General features: G+C 37.7%; 16 protein-coding genes. 11 read left to right on the top strand and 5 right to left on the bottom strand.

What is annotated here, in order from left to right:
• Positions 1-22 precede the first annotated feature (22 nt).
• Positions 23-985, top strand: coding sequence for a sensor domain-containing diguanylate cyclase (locus tag H5088_RS07910; protein WP_182725352.1), 963 nt, complete (start codon positions 23-25; stop codon positions 983-985).
• A gap of 74 nt (positions 986-1,059) precedes the next feature.
• Here the strand turns inward: H5088_RS07910 and H5088_RS07905 are convergent, their stop codons facing one another.
• Complete coding sequence (locus tag H5088_RS07905; RefSeq protein ID WP_182752622.1) at positions 1,060-2,100, bottom strand: metal-dependent hydrolase; 1,041 nt, start codon at positions 2,098-2,100, stop codon at positions 1,060-1,062.
• A 107-nt stretch (positions 2,101-2,207) separates the two neighbouring features.
• Positions 2,208-3,095, bottom strand: a complete 888-nt coding sequence (locus H5088_RS07900) for a LysR family transcriptional regulator (RefSeq protein WP_182692513.1) — start codon at positions 3,093-3,095, stop codon at positions 2,208-2,210.
• A gap of 116 nt (positions 3,096-3,211) precedes the next feature.
• On the opposite strand from H5088_RS07900, the gene H5088_RS07895 reads away from it, so the two are divergent.
• The 6 genes from H5088_RS07895 (at position 3,212) to H5088_RS07870 (ending at position 8,865) form a co-directional block, all read left to right on the top strand.
• Positions 3,212-4,384: an MFS transporter gene (locus tag H5088_RS07895; RefSeq protein WP_182752634.1), complete on the top strand. Its 1,173-nt coding sequence runs from the start codon at positions 3,212-3,214 to the stop codon at positions 4,382-4,384.
• Positions 4,385-4,802: 418 nt separating this feature from the next.
• Positions 4,803-5,618: a 2,5-didehydrogluconate reductase DkgB gene (gene dkgB, locus H5088_RS07890; RefSeq protein WP_154902884.1), complete on the top strand. Its 816-nt coding sequence runs from the start codon at positions 4,803-4,805 to the stop codon at positions 5,616-5,618.
• Between the two features lie 78 nt (positions 5,619-5,696).
• A complete protein-coding gene (locus H5088_RS07885) occupies positions 5,697-5,984 on the top strand; it encodes a putative quinol monooxygenase (RefSeq protein WP_002958660.1) in 288 nt (95 codons plus the stop codon).
• A gap of 772 nt (positions 5,985-6,756) precedes the next feature.
• Complete coding sequence (locus H5088_RS07880; protein ID WP_182692515.1) at positions 6,757-7,101, top strand: hypothetical protein; 345 nt, start codon at positions 6,757-6,759, stop codon at positions 7,099-7,101.
• Between the two features lie 456 nt (positions 7,102-7,557).
• A complete protein-coding gene (locus H5088_RS07875) occupies positions 7,558-7,962 on the top strand; it encodes a hypothetical protein (protein WP_182752621.1) in 405 nt (134 codons plus the stop codon).
• 138 nt (positions 7,963-8,100) lie between these two features.
• Positions 8,101-8,865 (top strand): 2-keto-4-pentenoate hydratase, encoded by a 765-nt coding sequence (locus H5088_RS07870; protein ID WP_154902882.1) that lies wholly within the window; start codon positions 8,101-8,103, stop codon positions 8,863-8,865.
• An 8-nt stretch (positions 8,866-8,873) separates the two neighbouring features.
• Here H5088_RS07870 and H5088_RS07865 read toward each other — a convergent pair whose 3' ends face one another.
• Complete coding sequence (locus tag H5088_RS07865) at positions 8,874-9,527, bottom strand: DUF6058 family natural product biosynthesis protein (protein WP_002958653.1); 654 nt, start codon at positions 9,525-9,527, stop codon at positions 8,874-8,876.
• Between the two features lie 172 nt (positions 9,528-9,699).
• On the opposite strand from H5088_RS07865, the gene dapA reads away from it, so the two are divergent.
• Both dapA and H5088_RS07855 read left to right on the top strand, forming a co-directional pair.
• A complete protein-coding gene (dapA, locus tag H5088_RS07860) occupies positions 9,700-10,617 on the top strand; it encodes a 4-hydroxy-tetrahydrodipicolinate synthase (RefSeq protein ID WP_182734785.1) in 918 nt (305 codons plus the stop codon).
• Between the two features lie 129 nt (positions 10,618-10,746).
• A complete protein-coding gene (locus H5088_RS07855) occupies positions 10,747-12,051 on the top strand; it encodes a DEAD/DEAH box helicase (RefSeq protein ID WP_002958629.1) in 1,305 nt (434 codons plus the stop codon).
• Between the two features lie 30 nt (positions 12,052-12,081).
• On the opposite strand, the gene H5088_RS07850 is transcribed toward H5088_RS07855, so the two are convergent.
• Positions 12,082-13,581, bottom strand: coding sequence for an amidase family protein (locus H5088_RS07850; RefSeq protein ID WP_182752620.1), 1,500 nt, complete (start codon positions 13,579-13,581; stop codon positions 12,082-12,084).
• A 95-nt stretch (positions 13,582-13,676) separates the two neighbouring features.
• Positions 13,677-15,284 (bottom strand): NAD(P)/FAD-dependent oxidoreductase, encoded by a 1,608-nt coding sequence (locus tag H5088_RS07845; RefSeq protein WP_182752619.1) that lies wholly within the window; start codon positions 15,282-15,284, stop codon positions 13,677-13,679.
• A 194-nt stretch (positions 15,285-15,478) separates the two neighbouring features.
• Here H5088_RS07845 and fdxA point away from each other — a divergent pair, with 194 nt between their 5' ends.
• Both fdxA and H5088_RS07835 read left to right on the top strand, forming a co-directional pair.
• Positions 15,479-15,802 (top strand): ferredoxin FdxA, encoded by a 324-nt coding sequence (gene fdxA / locus H5088_RS07840; protein WP_002958626.1) that lies wholly within the window; start codon positions 15,479-15,481, stop codon positions 15,800-15,802.
• A 136-nt stretch (positions 15,803-15,938) separates the two neighbouring features.
• Positions 15,939-18,182 (top strand): carbohydrate binding family 9 domain-containing protein, encoded by a 2,244-nt coding sequence (locus H5088_RS07835; RefSeq protein ID WP_182752618.1) that lies wholly within the window; start codon positions 15,939-15,941, stop codon positions 18,180-18,182.
• Positions 18,183-18,614 lie beyond the last annotated feature (432 nt).

Genomic DNA, 18,614 nt, shown 5'->3' with positions numbered 1-18,614 from the left:
ACTTAAAATTAATTGAGCTTTAATGATTAAACCTGAGATCCCAAGTAACGAAGCAGAGCGATTACATGCGTTAAAAACATTAAAAATTCTAGATACGTCGCATGAAGAGCGCTTTGATCGTGTTACTCGTATTGCCAAGCGTATGTTTAATGTTTCTATTTCATTGGTTACTTTAATTGACGAAGACCGCCAATGGTTTAAATCTAGGCAGGGGCTTGATGCGCCTGAGCTTCCTCGCGAAACCTCATTTTGTGGCCATACCATAAATCAAGACGAGCTCTTAATAATCCCAGATACAGCCCAAGATAAAAGGTTTTATGATAACCCTTTTGTTGCAGGCGATCCTAAAGTACGCTTTTATGCAGGCTTTCCTTTAAAATTAAGGCAAGGGGTTATTATAGGCACTTTATGCCTTGCCGATAATAAACCTAGACACCTTAATGATGAAGAAAAACAATTACTAAGAGATTTAGGCACGTTGGTTGAGCAAGAGATTCAATCAATTCAACTAGCTACAATTGACGAGTTAACAAGAATCTCTAACCGGCGTGGCTTTTTGAACCTTGCTGAGCATACGCTAAATGTATGTAGGCGAAACAAAGTATCAATGTCGTTTATATTGTTTGATCTTAATAAGTTTAAACAAATTAATGATGTTTATGGACACCACGAAGGCGATTTTGTATTGAATAAATTTGCGCAAATTATGCTTAGTTCATTTTGTGATTGTGAAGTAATAGGCAGACTTGGCGGAGATGAGTTTGTAGTAATGCTAAGTGATTTAGATGAAACAAAAGCTGAGTTTGTTTTACAAAGGTTTGCGGATGCAATTGCGCATGCCAATAATACCTTAAATAAGCCATACAAAATTGATTACAGTGTAGGGGTAACACACTTTAAATACGATACAGGTAAATCGGTTGAGGATATGATTCAAGATGCTGATGTTGCAATGTATCAGCAAAAAAAGCAGCAATCACTTTAGTGAGCTATTTAGTTTAATTGCTGCTTGAACTTCACTTAACTTCCTCATGCTAGTACGAATCTTATAATAGGTAGTTATTGGCTATTGCAGTCATTTTTTGCAGAGGGTGATGCTAAAGACACATTTGGTTGCCAAATCCTGTCCCATATTTTATGAAGATTGTTTAAGTTTGGTCTTTGACTTATTTTTTCAAAGTTACCAATGCTCACCTCTGAATCATTTTTTTGACCCACTACAAAATTAAACACATAGTTGCATTCCATGCCCATACGTAAATCAGAAAGTACAATATTGCTTTGCTGTTGACGCACCGAATAAAACCCTTTAGTAAACCACTGCAAGCGCTTTATAGCCCATTCATCGCTAATATTATTTAACAATGAAGGCGTTGTTTGATAAGGCGTTAATGTAACATCGTTGGGCACGTCAAATACTGATGCATAACCTTCGTAGTATTGTCCGTCAGACATCACAACAATACGCCACAGCAAAGTGGTTAGCGGGGCAGGCGTACTAATATACGCATTTACTGGTATTTGCCTGTTGTTGAGTGCTGTTTTTACCTTGTCATCAATACTTACTTTTAAAATTAAAGCACAAAATAAATATAGACTACTTAAAACTAAGGCCGCTGCATTTATATGATAAGCCGTTGCTGCTTGTATTTTGGGTATTAGCGTACATATTACGCCAATTAATAAAGGAAGCGTGTAAGCGGGGTCAATAATAAACACACTAGAAACCGCAAAGGGATACTCAGTAAAAGGCCAAAGTAATTGTGTACCATATACCGTTAGGCTGTCTAATATGGCATGTGTAGATAAACTTAAAAATACTAGCCAAAACCAGCGCACTTTATAAATTTGCATTCCCGCGTGTATTTTTAATATTAGCCATACAATGAGCGGACTAATTAATAAATGTATTAATAACGAATGGCTAAAGCTACGGTGGTAAGTAAATGCTTCTACAGAGCCACCATAAGGCAAAAATACATCTAAATCAGGAAGTGTGCCTAAAATTGCTCCCCATAAAACGGCTTTTCGACCTATTTTATTGCCTAATACCGCATAACCTACAGCACTACCTAATGCTACCTGCGTTAAAGAATCCATTTTGATTAATACCTTTAATTGCGACTTTTATTATTTATACTTTTTGATTATTAAAAAGCGTCAAAAAATAATGTGAAATATTTGATAAGCACATCAATGCCCAAAATTTATAAACTAAGCCTGGGCTTTATAAAATCTAAAAACGCTGTAATGCGAGACGATACCGCACTATTTTTATAATACACGGCTTGTATAATTTCTCGGTTATTAGGTGAGCTAACTGCACTGGGTAACACTTCAACTAATTTACCTGTTTTTAGATCATTGCCAATCATAAAGTGAGAAAGTAGCGCAACGCCTTGGTTTGCAATACATAGTTGCCGCACTGTTTCGCCGCTGCTTGCGCTAAGCGAAAACGTAAATAAAGCGGGCTTTACTAACGGCCAAGTGTTTAATTTAGGGGAGTCACTAAAACCAATTATCTTGTGATTTTGTAAGTCATCTATTTGCGTAATTGTTGCGTTGTTTTTTATATATTCTGGGCTGGCTACAATACGTAACTGGCTGCTGCCAAGTTTACGAGCATGTAAATTTGAGTCTTTTAAATCACCAATGCGTATGGCTAAATCGGTTTTATGTTCAAGTAAATCAATAATGCTGTCGTGTGAGGTTATATCAAGCGTTATGTGGGGGTATTGCTTGGCAAATTCGCCAATTAAAGGTGTAAGTTGGTGCAATACAAAAGGGCTTGCCGCATCTATTCGCAGCTTGCCACTTGGCGCTTGTTTTAAAAGCTTTATGGCTTCTTCACCGGTATAAAGCGTATTTAACCCTTCGCGTGCAAATTTTATAAAAGTATGGCCTTCTTCGGTAAGCTCTAACCGGCGTGTTGTTCTGTTTAGCAAAGTACATTGCAGTGTATTTTCAAGGCGTGATACAGCTCGCGACACTTTAGCCACCTGCTGATCGAGCAAGTTAGCCGCCCCGGAAAAGCTTCCGCAATCTACTACCGTTATAAACGTTTCTAAATCTTCAGTTTTTGAATGAACTGCCATAAGTATACCAACACCATCTTTGCATTATTAACAAAAGTATTTTGTCACTAATGCTATTTTTTGCAAACGATATTTTAGCCAAACTACATTCTTCAAATATTAATGAGGATATAACTATGCCATTGGCTTTGTGGGCGCTTACCTTAAGCGCATTTGCAATCGGAACAACTGAGTTTGTAATAGTGGGATTAGTACCCACCATTGCAAACGACTTAGGCGTAAGCCTACCTTCAGCAGGTTTGCTTGTAAGTTTATATGCGGTTGGCGTTGCCATCGGTGCGCCGGTGCTAACGGCTTTAACGGGTCGTTGGAATCGTAAAGTGGTACTAATAAGCTTAATGGGCTTATTTGTTTTAGGTAACTTACTTGCATGGCAAGCGCCAAGTTACGAAACATTAATACTTGCGCGCATTTTAACAGGGCTTGCCCATGGTGTGTTTTTTTCAATCGGATCGATGATTGCCACAAGTCTAGTAAGCAAAGACAAAGAAGCCAGTGCAATAGCCATTATGTTTACCGGGCTTACTGTAGCACTCGTAACTGGTGTGCCACTAGGTACATGGATTGGACAACACTTTGGTTGGCGTGCAACGTTTTTAGTTGTGTCGGTATTAGGTTTAATTGCATTAATCGGCAGCTCTATTTTAGTGCCAAAAAATTTAAAACAATCAATACCAGCGACGTTTAAAGAGCAACTACAAGTAATCGTAAAACCGCGTTTATTACTGGTGTATTTAATGACGATATTGGGCTATGGCGGCACGTTTACAGCGTTTACTTATTTAGCACCTATTTTAGAGCAACAAACAGGTTTTGCGCCTTCGGCTATTGCCTTAATAATGCTTGTTTACGGTGTATCGGTAGCGGTAGGTAATATTTGGGGTGGAAAGTTGGCCGACAAACGCAGCCCAATTAGCGCACTGAGCATTATATTCAGCGCTTTGAGTATTATTTTAATGATATTTACTTTTACGATGGAATCAAAAATTGCTGCTGTACTTACTATTTTAGTATGGGGCGCATTTGCTTTTGGTAATGTGCCAGGCTTGCAACTTTATGTAGTAAAGCAAGCGCAAAAGCACACGCCCAATGCGGTAGATGTTGCATCAGGTTTAAACATAGCCGCATTTAATATTGGTATTGCACTTGGCTCAATTATTGGCGGTAGCGTAGTAGAGAACATGACCCTGCAAGATACAGCATGGATAGGCGCCGTTATCTCTGTTTTAGCACTTGGTGTTACACGCTACAGCGGTATGCTTGATAAACGTGAAATTCAGCAAGCATAAAGCCTTAGCAGGGTCTGTTGACCTTTTAGGATTAAATTTGTTCAATCTAGGGATGATTTAATCACGGAGCGAGGTTTGTAACCTAGTGGGCTAAGTAAAAATCGAGGGACAAAGAGTAAATCCACCCTAGGAAGAACCTACAGGCAGCGCGTATTTGGCATTTATGCTGCGTTATCGCCTATTAATGTGGAACAACCACACTGCATAGGCTCTGCCTTGCCTAAATACCAAATACACTGCTGCAAATGTAATCTCTAAAGATTAACAGACCCTAACCTTGAAACTAAAATTAATGACCTCATACATGTTATGAGGTCATAGATTTTTAAGTGACAGTCGTAATAAGAAGTAAAAGGTGTATTTCGTAAAACTTTTAAAAGTTTGTATTTCAAAACCGATTATTTTATAAGGATAAACCATGACAAAACGTGTAATAGAAATGCCAGAACTAGGTATGGGAACATTCCGCTTAGAGGGCGACACTGCCTATAACTCAGTAAAAATGGCACTCGAAGTTGGGTTTCGCCATATTGATACCGCACAAATTTATGGCAACGAAGAGCAAGTAGGTCAAGCCATAAAAGATAGTAATATTCCGCGCAGTGAAATATTCTTAACCACCAAAGTGTGGAATAACAAATTAAATAAAAGCGACTTTATCCCAAGCGTTAAAAAGTCACTTGAAAAGCTACAAGTTGATTCGGTCGACTTACTGCTAGTTCATTGGCCATCGCCTGCTAACGACGAGCCAATGAGTGAATACCTCACTGAATTACTAAAAGCGAAGCAGCTTGGTTTAACTAAGCACATTGGTGTATCAAACTTCACCATTGCAAACTTAAATGAAGCAATGCAAACACTTGACTCGCGTGAAATATTTACCAATCAGGTTGAGGTTCACCCATATTTAACTAATACTAAATTGCGTGCATTTTGTGCTCAGCACGATATACACGTGACAGCGTACATGCCATTTGTAGTAGGCAAAGTACTTAAAGATCAAACCATTATCGACATTGCTAAAAAGCACGATGCAAGTCCAGCACAAGTTGTTTTAGCATGGGTTAACGCAAGCGGCATGACGACAATTCCATCATCAACTAAGCGCAAAAACTTAGAAGATAACTTTAACGACCACGTTAAGTTAGATGATGAAGACATAGCCCGCATTGATGGTCTTGATTGTGGCGACCGCCAAGCAACACCAGACTTTGCGCCGCAGTGGGATCAGTAAACTTACCTCAAACGCAAAGTTAAACTAAATATTTTAAGGTGTAGATTATCTACACCTTAACTTTTAAAAGGAATACACATGTTAACGGTTATAGCGGCACTGTCGTGCAAAAATATTGATGCAGATGTGATGCTTACAGCACTTGAAAACTTACAAAAGTCATCGCGCCAAGAAGTAGGGTGCTTACGTTATGAACTATCTGTAAAAAGTGATGATGAACATACCGATTATGTTGTTAGCGAACAGTGGGCGTCTGACGAGCACTTTGAAGCGCATAAAAACGAGCCACACTTTAAAGCATTTGGTACGCAAGTTACTGGGCTTTTAACCAATAGTAGTATTGATGTATATAAATCAATTGGTTAAATTCTTTTTATAGTGCCTATTATGGTACGTATTAAAATACTTAGCTAAATTACATATCATAAAGTAAATACTCAAATAGGTGCTGTTATCTTACATCACCTTTTATTCTTACACTCCAACCTGCCTAAATACCCAACTTCGCCAATATCAATGAAACCTATTAGGACTCTTTTTTGTTAATTCGCATTCGTAGTGCTTCGAAATCAAAAGAGGTTCATAACTTTATTAAGAGTCGTTTTGCTATCACAACCCACTCTAATAAATAGCCTATTTAATTTGTTGTTTACATTAAAATTCTCTGGTGTAAATTATAGAAATATAACATGGCATTTTAGTCAGCCGTAAATAGTTCGAGTGGTACTGAATAAGAGACTCAAAATAGCAAACTATTTATATATTTTTTGTGTGTTATATTTTTAGAGCTGAGTTAATTAAACTAATAATGGAGACATGGGTATGGAAATTAATAAATCAAATCAATCTATTCTTATTTTTGTAATCCCTTTATTAACTGCGTATTTCGGATCAAAAGTTATATTTCACTTATTTGCTTTTGAGTATCTTGTGTTTACAGATACTTTTGACATTCTAAAGCTACTCATTGATATTAGTGTATTTGGAGTGTTGTTCTATATTAGTTCGCTGGGCGTTGGTTATGTCATCAGAGCTAAAACATAAGTTTTTAATCATTATCTGGTAAATTGCTAGCTAAAAAATCACAGCCAATAAAGCCTTAACAGCTTTAAACTGTATAATTTATATGGAGATAATAATGAAAAAATTAATCGCAATAGTAGCGTTGTTAGGCTTTGCCTCATTTGCACAAGCTAATGATAGTTTTGTAGTGAATGCTAAATTTTATGATAATAAAAACTTAATTGGTTCACCTGTTTTAGTAGTCAATTCAAATGAAGAGGCGTCAGTTTCAGTTGATAATTTGTATAGTTTTGCTCTTACAGTAACGCCAATTGATGATTCTACTGTTAGTTTAGCAACTGACCTAAAACTAGGTGGAAAACATATGGCTCCCTCTTTAGTTGTTGAAATAGGCAAAGAAGCAAGTATTAATGTTGATGGTAAAGAACTGTCAGTTTTAGTAAGCAAATCAAGCAGCTAATAATACCAACCTGCATAAATCTTTGATCAATTTAACGAATTAAATTGCACTATAACGTCGTTAAAAATTTTTTATTTAGAACAACTAGATATAAAAATTTTTGCCTAGTTCTAGCGTAATTTTCTTAACGTTAAATAGACCCCATATATAAGCAGATTGGTATAAGTTAAAAATTAGGAATATAACTAATGAGAAATTCAAAAAATGAGATAGTAAAATATGGAGTCTCTTTTGGTACGGCCCTAGCAATTGCTATTTCATGGAGTGCTAATGAGTCTGTTTTATGGGCAATTTTGCACGGTTTTTTGTCTTGGTTTTATGTTATTTGGCATGTAATTACGCGATAAGTATTTTCGCGTGTGTACTCATTGATTATGTATATTTCGGTCAATGTTAATACTCGAGCAATTACCATCTAAAACTATTAAGTTAAAAATATAAAAGGAATAATTAATAATGAAAGGTGCTGGTGGAAGCTCTGGTGGTATTGGGCATTTTTTTATTGGTTTAATTATGATGTGCGGTGGATTTTATATGCTGCTAAACGCAATTTCGGTGACCTCTAATTTTGAACTAAGTTCTCGCATTTATAGTGTTAATGCTTTAGGTGGCTTTGGCGTTACAGGCGGCATGGTTATGATCCCGTTTATTTTTGGTGTGGGTCTGATTTTTTATAATTCTAAAAATATTTTAGGCTGGGTGCTATCTCTTGGCTCGTTAACCGCACTCATATTTGGTGTTATATCGAGTGTTCGATTTAGTATGCGAACTATGACGTCGTTTGATTTGATTGTTATTATAATTTTAGCGTTTGGTGGCTTAGGGCTGTTTTTACGATCGCTTAAATCTATTGATACTTAAATAATTACCACGTTTTGTTTTAAATACAATTTTAATTATAGGCATTTAACATGATGTTCCAATGCCTAAACTAATATATGAATAATGTAACCCTTCCTATTTACTGCTTAACCAGTAACGTATTTTAAAGAGATTTATGTGAACAACTCAATACAGCTAAAACTAATTGCTACTCACTTATTAGCACAAAGAGAAGAAAACCCAGCGCGTTCAAACTTTCCTAAAGAGTTAGTACTAGACTCGACTGACGATGCGATTGAAGTACAAAAGTTGATGATTTATTTAAATGATCAAACTGTATATGGCTGGAAGTGTATGCTGCCTTTAGATGATGGCTCAATTATATTAGCGCCTCTTTTACATGCACCTATAAAACAAGCTGAAAATTGCCCACTGTATACAACAAATAACAAAGCGCTGATAGAACCAGAAATTGCATTTATTTTACAAAGCGATTTACCAAGTAATAAAACCTATACAAATGAAGACGTAGATACTGCATTTGCCAGCGCCCATTTAGCACTTGAGCTTATTCAAAAAAGGTTTGATGAAGGCACTCCAAGCACTCACATTGAAAAGCTGGCTGATGGCCTATCTAATCAAGGCGTGTATTTAGGCCCACAAATAGATAAAGCCAAAGCGTATAACGCAAATACTGTAAATATTAACGTTAAGCAAACTGAGCTGGAGTTAAACTTGGCAGGTGTGCATCCTGCAGAACTTGCACAGCTTCCACTTTATTGGGCGGTTAATTACTTATCAGCAAAGGGAATTAATTTAAAAACTGGGCAAGTGTTTATAACAGGCTCTTATTGTGGTGTTGTTGAGCTTAATACAGATCAGTTAACCACGGTTAGTTACGAAGACTTAGGGTCTGTTAGCACTACGTTTTTATCAAAGTAAATTTAGCGTTACTTAATAGATAAATCATATTTTAAAATAAGCGCATCTATATAGCGGGTGCGTAATGTGTGTTGTTTTTCATGATCGGCGCCATGCCCTAACGCTTTGTTTAAAAGCTTCATGGCGGGGTGTAGTAGCGCTCTTTCTTCTTGGTTTAAACTCGCTTTACTGCGCAGTTCTGTAATGTCGTCAACTAATAGCCTGCCAATGTCTACCGAGACTATTTCGTCTATTAATCCATTTTGAGTAAGTACGCCATATTTACTGCATAAAAACTGTTGCCAAACTTGCTGTAAGTGCTCGTCTATTTCACAGCCAAATAGCTCTTCGCTAAACGTAAATCCTTGCTGAGCGAGTTTAGTTAGGCTTGCAGTATATTGCTGCGCAAAATAATTAAAAGCATGGCTTGATGATTCTATTTTTTGTTTTAAAAGACCTTGCCCCCAATTAACACAGCCGCGCGGATAATAGTCGTCATATTCTTCGCATTCATACAAACCCGAATATGAGCTGCAGCTAAGTTGACTTTTAATACAGTAACTTGGTTTGGGGAACACACTTCGCTCTTGCCAAGCTAAAAGTGTATCTGCATCTATGTTTAATGCTTGGCACAGTTCATCGGTGTTATAAAAATGAGTTGCTAAGTAGTCAGATAAACGCATAAAGCCTCTGGTATCGTTAAAAATAAAAGTACTGTCTATATATACAGTTATTCATTTTGTATTACCAAACTCAATAACACAAGCGATTTTACAATTAAATGTGCGCTTATACCTCCAAAAATACCGGCAAGTATGTTACAAATAGCGCAAGTTTTATAAATAATGAATTTTTATGCGCACCCTAGACCAAATTAAACAAGCAAGCCTTATTACAGCTATTAAAACGCCATATTTAGCAAACGGTGAAATTGATCTCGCAAAGTACGATGAACTCGTTGAAATACAAATTGCAGCGGGCGTTGATGGCATTGTAGTCGGTGGCACAACAGGCGAAGGCCAGTTAATGAACTGGGAAGAGCATTTAATGCTTATAGCGCACAGTGCAAACAAGTATGGTGACAAACTGGTTATTGTTGGTAATACCGGTAGTAACAACACCCGTGAAGCGATTAAAGCAACTAAATATGGCTTTGCCAGCGGTATGGATGCAGCACTGCAAATTAACCCATATTACGGACGTACGTCAATCGCGGGTGTTAAAGAGCACTTTAAACGCGTACTTGATATTGGACCTGCCTTTATTTACAACGTAGCCGGTCGCACAGGTCAAGACCTAACACCTGATATTATTGAACCATTAGCACAGCACTCGAACCTAATTGGTATTAAAGAATGTGGCGGCAATGAGCGCATTGCACACTATGAGCAGCAAGGTATTGCATGTTGGTCGGGTAACGATGACGAAAGTCACGATGCGCGCCACACACATAAAGCGCACGGTGTTATTTCGGTTACTTCTAACTTAATACCTGGGTTATTTCGTCAGTTAATGGATACGCCAAGTAACGAGCTAAATGCGTCGTTACAACCATTAATGAACTGGTTGTTCTGTGAGCCAAACCCTATTGCTATTAACACTGCGATGATGATGACAGGTGCAGTAAATCCAGTATTTAGATTACCGTATTTACCGCTTAGTGATGAGCAACAAAAAGTAGGTTTGCCATTAATAAATGAGCTTAACGAACGTGAAGTTGTCGGTGGTAAAGCACAGTTATTAAAACAAAATGAGGTATTAACGCTTTCTTGAGTTGATAATCAATATTTTAATGACTTAACAAACTAATTTTTAGCTTTTAATCCAGTTTAAAGCTAACTGTTGACTCGTTTTTGCTGTATAATTTGCGACCCTTGATAATGTGGCCGTAGGTTATACAGCATGAATTTTAAATCTTTTAGTTTCGCTCCTGAAATCATCCAGGCGTTGGACGAACTTAACTATCACACTCTTACGCCCATTCAGCGCGCAGCAATCCCTGCTGTTCGTAAAGGTAAAGACGTTTTAGCCAGTGCACAAACTGGTACCGGCAAAACTGCCGCGTTTGCTTTACCTATCATCCAAAAATTGGTTGAGTCTGAACTCAGCACAACGAATGCACCTCATGCGTTAGTACTTGCTCCAACGCGTGAACTTGCAGAACAAATTGCAAATAATTTTAGAGATTTTGCAAAGCATACATCACTTAAAGTCGTTAGTTTATTTGGTGGTGTTAGTACCGCCGGCCAAGCAAACGCTTTAAAAGAAGGTGTTGATATTGTTGTTGCAACACCAGGTCGTTTATTTGATCATATTCGTTTAGGTAACTTAAGCCTTGCAAGTGTTAAGCACCTTGTTCTTGATGAAGCCGACCGTATGCTTGATATGGGCTTTATTGAAGACATGCAAAACGTGATTAAAAGCTGTGCAGAAGAGCGCCAGATTTTACTTTTCTCTGCTACTTTCCCTGCAGCAATTAAACAATTTGCATCTAAAGTATTAAAACAAGCTGAAATAGTGCGTGTTGATCAAACTAACAGTACAGCAAGTACTGTTGAGCATGTTGTTTACCCTGTTGAAGAACGTCGTAAGCAAGAACTACTTTCTGAATTGATTGGTAAGAAAAACTGGCAACAAGTGCTTGTCTTCGTAAACATGAAAGAAACAGCTGACGAGCTTGTTAAAGAGCTTAACCTTGATGGTATTCCGGCAGGCGTTTGCCACGGTGACAAATCTCAAGGTAACCGTCGTCGTGCTTTACGTGAATTTAAAGAAGGCAAAGTACGTGTATTAGTAGCTACAGAAGTGGCTGCTCGCGGTATTGATATTGATGGTTTACCTCGTGTAATTAATATTGATTTACCTTGGCTTGCAGAAGATTACGTTCACCGCATTGGCCGTACAGGTCGTGCTGGTCGCCAAGGTCAAGCAATCTCATTTGTTAGCCGCGAAGAAGAAAACACTTTGTTTGAAATTGAAACGTTAATCGGTCAAAAAATCAAACGTGTATATTTAGAAGGTTACGAAGTAAGTAACCGTGAAGTACTAATTGATAAAATTGGTAAAAAACCAGCGCATTTACGCCGTACACGTTCTAACAAGTTATCAGGACAAGCAACCGGTGAAGCGAGAGCAGTAAATCGCTCACGTATTTCAAGCGTTCGTAAAAGCTTAAAAGGCGAAAAACTGTCACTCAAAAAGTCATAGTTAACGCCGTTTAGTTTAAAAAACCTGAGTTTACTCAGGTTTTTTTGTGCCTGGTGATAACACCTCATCAATAATATTTGCGTATAAATAAGCCGCTTGCTCGCCCTCTTTATTTGCTATTATGGACAAACCAACCGGTAAACCACTTACTTTTCCGACAGGCAGAGTTATGTGCGTTGTGCCTGCAATAGCAGATAGCGAACTACTACTGCCATTAAAATTATCACCATTAACTAAGTCTGTTTTCCAGGCGGGTGATACTGTAGGCGCTATAACAATATCAAGCTTGTTGTTTTTATATACATTAACAATGGCTGTCGTTGCTAAAGTGCGATAGCGTTCTTTAGTCTCTTGGTATTTTTGTTTGTTTGTTAAATCAATAGCCTGCGATTGAACTAGGATATCTTGCCCAAAGTGGGGCATTTCTGTATTTTTATTTTGAATATTAAAATTAATAAGTGCTTTTAGGCTTTTTACACCCACTTGTGCTGGAGTGATTGCAAGATAATGATTAATTTCGGCTTTAAAGTCGTAAAGTAAAATATAGTATTCATCAACAAATAGCGTATCTAAGTTATCAGTAATATCTACATTAATAATAGTGTGCCCAGCCTGTTTTAATGCTTGTAACTGCTTGGCATAAAGGCGCTGCGTTTCAACTGTAAATTTGTCGCTAGGCAGTGCACCAATAATAAGTGACGATTTTGATTTTAGATTACCTGTTTTTAATTCAAACCCTGTAGTTGTTGCATCAAGGGAGTCTTCACCTTGCAAAACTGATAAAACCAGCAATGCATCTTTAAGTGAATGCGCCATCGGCCCTACTGAATCTTGGCTACTTGAAAGAGGTATAACGCCTGAGCGTGATACTTGGCCCATACTCGGTTTTATTGCATAAACTCCATTTACTGAGGCAGGGCACGTAATTGAACCGTCTGTTTCAGTCCCTAATGCTATGGGCGCAAAGTTAAGTGCGACTGCCACAGCAGAGCCTGCACTAGAACCACATGGATTACGTGTTACATCGTGCGCATTATGTGTTTGTCCGCCTACGGCACTCCAGCCTGACGATGAATAGGATGAACGAAAATTTGCCCATTCACTTAAATTAGCTTTACCTAAAATTATAGCGCCCGCATTACGTAGTTGTTTAACAACAAAAGCATCATTATTAGTAACGTTATTTTTAAGTGCTAAAGAGCCAGCCGTTGTGGGAAGTGTGCCTTTTGTTTCTATATTATCTTTAAGAAGTACAGGTATTCCATGTAATGGTCCAGCCCAAGTTCCTTTGGCGGCAAGTTCATCTAACGTTTTAGCTTGAGCAATCGCTGTAGGCTCAATACTAATAACTGCATTGTATTGTGGGTTAAGTTTATTAATTCGGTCTATATAATTTTGGGTGAGTTGCTGTGCATTAATAGAATTATTTTTATATGCACTGTGGATTTCATCGATGGTTTTTAGCTCTTGTGCTTTAGCGTTAAAAATTGCTAATACACTAAGCAACGAAAAGGTAAATGTTTTGATCATTGTTGAGGTGCTTGAGTTGTTATTATTTTCTATACATTTAGCACAAAAAAACCTCACAAAGTGAGGCTTTTCGATAAACAGCTTAAAAAAGAGGTTTAAGCGCTTTCTAACATAGACAGTGCGACTGCTTCAGCTACTTTAATACCATCAATACCCGCTGATAAAATACCGCCAGCGTAACCTGCGCCTTCACCTGCAGGGTAAAGCCCTTTGGTGTTAATACTTTGGAATGTTTTATCACGCTTAATACTAATAGGCGACGAAGTACGTGTTTCAACACCGGTTAATAAACCGTCGTTAGTTGAAAAGCCACGAATTTGTTTATTAAACGCTGGTATCGCTTCGCGAAGGGCATCAATTGCAAATTGTGGTAACACTTTACTCAAGTCAGTTAACTTAATACCAGGTGTGTAAGAGGGTTGTACTTCACCTAAGTCTGCAGATGATTTACCTTTTAAGAAATCTCCAATTAACTGCGCTGGTGCATCGTAGTTGCTACCACCAAGCTCATACGCTTGCTCTTCAAGTTTGCGTTGTAAGTCTATTCCAGCAAGTGGATCACCCGGAAAATCTTGCTCTGGTGATATACCTACCACAATAGCGCTGTTAGCGTTGCGCTCACTTCGTGAATATTGGCTCATACCGTTGGTAACAACACGGCCTTCTTCAGAGGTTGCCGCAACTACTGTGCCACCTGGGCACATACAAAAGCTGTAAACGGTGCGGCCATTGTCGCAGTGATGAACAAGTTTATAATCGGCAGAGCCTAAAATTGGGTTTCCTGCATTTGTGCCAAAACGACATTCATCGATCATTGATTGTTTATGTTCGATTCTAAAACCGACTGAGAATGGCTTTGCTTCAACATAAATCCCTTTTTTGTGGATCATATCAAACGTGTCACGTGCGCTGTGGCCAACGGCTAATACAACATGTCGAGTGTTTAGTTGCTCGCCATTTGAAAGCGTTAAACCTGTTACTTGCCCGTCGTCTAAATGAATATCGTCAACACGTGTGCTAAAGCGAATTTCGCCGCCAAGCTCTATTATACGAGCGCGCATTTTTTCAATCATGGTGACAAGTTTAAACGTACCAATGTGTGGCTTACTTACGTATAAAATTTCATCGGGTGCGCCTGCTTCTACAAATTCAGTAATGACTTTTCGGCCATAATGCTTTGGATCTTTTACTTGGCTGTATAACTTACCGTCTGAGAAAGTACCTGCGCCACCTTCACCAAATTGTACATTTGATTCTGTATTAAGTGTGCGTTTACGCCAAAAGCCAAACGTGTCTTTTGTACGTTCACGTACTTCTTTACCGCGCTCTAATATAATGGGTTTAAAGCCCATTTGAGCAAGTAATAAGCCCGCAAATAAACCACAAGGACCAAAACCAATCACGACAGGGCGCTCTTTGATATTATTGTTAGCTTGGGCTACAAATTTATAACTTGTGTCTGGTGCTACTTTTACATGTTGGTCTTTTTCAAATGCTGCGAGTAGCTCGGCTTCGTTATCAACTTCTATATCGAGTGTATAAATAAGTAAAATAGCTGATTTTTTACGTGCATCATAACCACGTTTAAACACATTAAAACTGTGCAATTGTTCAGGTTGGATTTTGAGTTTATTTACAATTGCTTGACCAATTGCGTCTTCGTCATGATCAAGTGGCAGCTTTATTTCGGTTAAACGTATCATTTATATCTCTTTTAGGTGTCATAGCGGGGTATTATTACCGCTCACAATAAGGGGATGCAGGGCACAACGAGTGTGCAAACATTAGGCGCGCATTTTACGTTAAAATAGCCTGATATGGCACTTATTTATTGTATTTTTGGGGTGGATGGGTATGATCCACAACTGTTGTTCAAAATCTTAGGTATTAAAATAGTATGGCGTTTGTTGTCACCGAAAATTGTATAAAGTGTAAGTACACCGATTGCGTATCTGTGTGCCCAGCAGATGCATTTTTTGAAGGCCCTAATTTTTTAGCAATTAGCCCGATTGATTGTATTGATTGTGGCTTATGTGTCCCTGAGTGTTCAGCTGATGCGATATACCAAGAAGATGAGCTACCAGAGTCTCAAAAAGAGTTTACTGAATTAAATGCTGAACTTGCACTGGTCTGGCCGCGCATTACAGAGGTTAAACCTGCACCAGAGGACGCTGATGTATGGAATGGCATAGACGATAAGCTTAAACTACTCGAAACATAATACATAACAATTAGTTACTCCTTTATCATTAAATAGTTAATTTTTCATTTCAAAGTATTAACAAATGTACCTGGATAAATTACAATCCTCAGCTTAAGTTGCTCCTTATGAGTAATTACAGTCTAAATGGATGTTTATGCAGTACTTTATAACTATAATAAAAAAGTTTACCTTCCTATTTTTAAGTTTTGCTTTATTACTTTCAAGCCTTGATGTAGCGGCTAAAAAACAGCAAGTATCCTTGTCTCGTATTGATTCAAATATCACCGTTGATGGTGTTATGGATGAGGCGCACTGGCAAAATGCAACACGTATATCTTTACTCTACCAAGATGAGCCTAACGAAAAAGGCACCCCCCCTGTAAAAACTGATGCCTTTATTTACGAAGATGGTACAAACTTATATGTTGCCTATGTTGCACAAGACCCAGACCCTGAGCAAATTCGTGCATCACTTCGTGACCGCGATACGCTATGGGAAGACGACGTAGTTATTCTTGTTATTGATACATTTAATGATGAACGCAGTGGTTATGAATTCCATGTTAACCCGCTGGGCGCGCAAGGCGATATACGAATGACCGACACCGATGGGTGGAGTTCTGATACCTCATGGAATGCTATTTGGGATAGCGCAGGACAAATTAACGACAAAGGTTATGTTGTTGAAATGCGTATTCCTTTTAAAGCACTGCGTTTTCCTGAAAATAAAAATGAGCTAACGTGGGGTTTTTCTGTAATGAGAAACTACCAACGTGATGTGCTATATCAGCTATCAAATATGGGGTTTGATAGAAATGTGAAATGCAGCCTTTGCCAGTTTGATAAGTTAGTTGGCTTTAGTGACATTGAATCAAGTAAAAATATCCAATTAACACCTACATTAACAACACTGCGTAACGATAATAAATCTGCGTTGCCAGGTGATTGGGATAAGGGTGATATAGATACTGAAGTGGGTTTAGATTTACGCTGGGGTTTAACAAAAGATGCTGTTTTAAACGCGACAATTAACCCTGATTTTTCGCAAGTAGAAACTGACTCTTTAGAGCTTGATGTAAATACAACCTTCTCAATTTATTACGCTGAAAAACGTCCTTTCTTTTTAGATGGTGCTTCTTACTTTAAAAGTAGCTTATTTGAGCTTTTATATACACGTACAATTGCAGAGCCTACTTTAGGTGCAAAGCTGACGGGTAAAACGGGCGATCATAGTTATGCGCTAATGCTAGCTGATGACGACAATAGTAATATTTTACTGCCAACGAATCAGGGCTCTGGCTTTGCAAGCTTAAACGAAAAAACGAATGCAGCCGCAGGGCGTTATCAATATGACTTAGGTCAGCAAGGTACTATTGGTATTTCAAGCACGCACAGAGAAAGTGATGACTATCACAACACTGTATTATCAGTGGATGGTAGCTACTGGTTTAATCAATCGGATACTCTTTTGTATCAAGTGTCATCTGCTGATACTCGTAACTCTGAATTTTTAATTCAAAACTATAACTTATCTGAAACTCAATCAGATGAAGCTTATGCTCTAGAACTTACCCGCGATAAACGTGATTACAAATTATTTGCATCTTATGAAAATATTGGGCAGGACTACCGCACTGATTTAGGTTATCAAGCTAAAGTCGATTATGAAAAAGTAGGCTTTGGTGGCGGACAAACATGGTACAGAGATGAGTCTGATTTACTTACCTCATGGTCATACGAAGCTGACTGGGATAAAACGTGGGCGCAAAATGGCGACTTACTTGAAGAAGAATACGAAGGCTTTTTGAGTTTTAAAGGTCAAAAACAATCTATTTTTGAAATTGGTTTAGTACACCGTTATGAAAATTATAATGACAATTTTTATAATCAAAATATTGGTTACATTTATACGGGCTTTAAACCCACTAAAGATTTAAAGTTATCATTATATGTTGAATACGCTAGCCGCATTGATTATGCAAATGAGCAATTAGGCGATGCGTTTGACACCCAAACCCAAATGGTGTGGGATATTAACGACCATTGGCAGCTCGATGTAAAACATAACTACAGCCAATTAGATAACCCACAAGGGGAGCGTGTATTTACAGCTAACTTAGTTGATTTTAGGCTCCATTATAAATTTAGTATGCGTTCAATTCTTAAGCTTGTTTTACAATTTGAAGATATTGATAGAGACGAAAATGCCTACTTTTATCAAGTTAGCCAAATTAACAAAGACTACGGTAGTCAGCTTGTTTACTCATATAAAATTAATGCGCAAACACTGTTTTATTTGGGTTACTCAGATAGAGGTTACCAAGACGATTCTCTTAAAAATATTGAGCGAGATCAACGTACCTTATTTACAAAAGTTAGCTATGCATGGCAGCTTTAAATATTAATAATAATTTTATTAGCGATAATTCCTACTAGTTTGAGTAGCAATGCATAATGCGCAAGAATAATTTTTAAATGATGTACGACAGCGGAGCAAATGCGATTAAGGTTGAGTAAATATAAGTACTTAAAGCTGTAGTGGTGAGGCATAGATTAATGCGGCAAAAAAACGACAAAGCTTATATACCGAATGTATTAAATTTTAAACAATTGAAACGTTTTTGTTTATTTTTATTAATCCCACCTATACTATATGTAGATATAGTTAGTTAATCCATTATCGTTACAATTTTTTGTTATTCTAATGGCTTAGGATTATATCAATGCTTGCGTAGTACTAAATGCAAGCGATATAATCCGCTTTTGGTAATAGGTTTGATAGGAGAAGCAAAATAGATGGATTTTTTTTATGAATAAACTTAAGCCGCTC

Origin of the sequence: Pseudoalteromonas sp. SR43-3 (assembly GCF_014163875.1) — a bacterium.
GTDB lineage: Bacteria > Pseudomonadota > Gammaproteobacteria > Enterobacterales > Alteromonadaceae > Pseudoalteromonas > Pseudoalteromonas distincta.
Note: the sequence above shows the minus strand (reverse complement) of the source record. Positions and strands in the feature narration are given on the sequence as shown.